Origin of the sequence: Rhodococcus sp. LB1, from assembly GCF_001583455.1 — a bacterium.
In the GTDB taxonomy this organism is placed as follows: domain Bacteria; phylum Actinomycetota; class Actinomycetes; order Mycobacteriales; family Mycobacteriaceae; genus Rhodococcus_F; species Rhodococcus_F opacus.
Genome location: NZ_LTCZ01000274.1, coordinates 1 through 968, shown reverse-complemented (window position 1 = coordinate 968; position 968 = coordinate 1). Strand labels below are relative to the sequence as shown.

2 protein-coding genes are annotated in these 968 nt (G+C 64.9%); both read right to left on the bottom strand.

Going from position 1 to position 968, the window contains the following annotated elements; genetic code table 11:
* A partial coding sequence (locus tag AZG88_RS29130) for an N-formylglutamate amidohydrolase (RefSeq protein ID WP_156517653.1) occupies nucleotides 1-398 on the bottom strand: 398 nt, incomplete at its 3' end.
* Between the two features lie 165 nt (nucleotides 399-563).
* The coding region (locus tag AZG88_RS29125) for an SDR family NAD(P)-dependent oxidoreductase (protein WP_156517652.1) at nucleotides 564-968 on the bottom strand (405 nt) is incomplete at its 5' end.

Here is a 968-nt window from a genome sequence, read left to right as displayed (position 1 = left end):
TCGGTGTCGAGGTAGAGGCGATATGCGAGCTGCCCGCGTCGATGGCTGCCGGTGCCTGGGTCGACGGCGCCGAGGAAGTATCCGTGCGCGGAGTCGACGGTTGAGAAGATCGCCCGCGCCCACTCGGCAGCCTCCGCGGGCGGCAGATACCGCGGCCCGCCCGTCTGCGTGTCGACGGTGTGCACGATGGTCGTGACGGCGAACCCGGCTGCCGCGGGGAACCACTCCTCGGCCGCAACGTCGAACGGTGCAATGGACGTGTGAATCCGCAGCTCGATGTCCGTTCCGGTGCGCGCCGCCGCTGTGATGATGTGGGGATCCGCCGAAGCATCCTGTACAGCCAGGTTCGGCAGCGCCTGGTGGCTGTCGGCGCGGATGCTGCCTGGATCAGCGGACATGGAGCAAGGGTACGGGCCGCCGATACGCGGCCCGCGGTGCGCTGTGTGAGCGGACCGTTGGCTGAAACTTGGTGCATGATTCGCGGACGATCAAGTCAATGTGTCGCCGGGCTCAAAATATCGAATGGGGTTCTGCGTCGACGACCCGATCTGTCCGAGGTGAGGTCAGGTGGTCACTGCGGCGAGGAGTTTGTCGGTGACCGCTGTGGGCGTTACTGCTACGGCGAGTTTTTGGGCGCGGCTGGCGGTGTCGAGGATGTAGCGCCGTTTGGGGTGCGGCGAGGTCAGGGCGTGGTGGACGGCTTTGGTGACGCGTTTCGGAGGGGCTGCGATCTTTTGCATTCGCCCCAGGAGCTTGCGGCTGCCGGCGAGGTGCGCTGCGTAGAGTTCTCTGTTTTCTTGGCTCAGTTTCGCGGTCATGGCGTCGTGGTCGTCGAGCATTCCCTCCCACATGTCGGTGCGGATGGGTCCGGGTTCGATCAGTGAGACGGGGACCTTCCATGGACGCAGTTCGATTCTCAGTGCGTCACCGAGGGATTCGATCGCGTATTTCGATGCGCTGTACGCGCC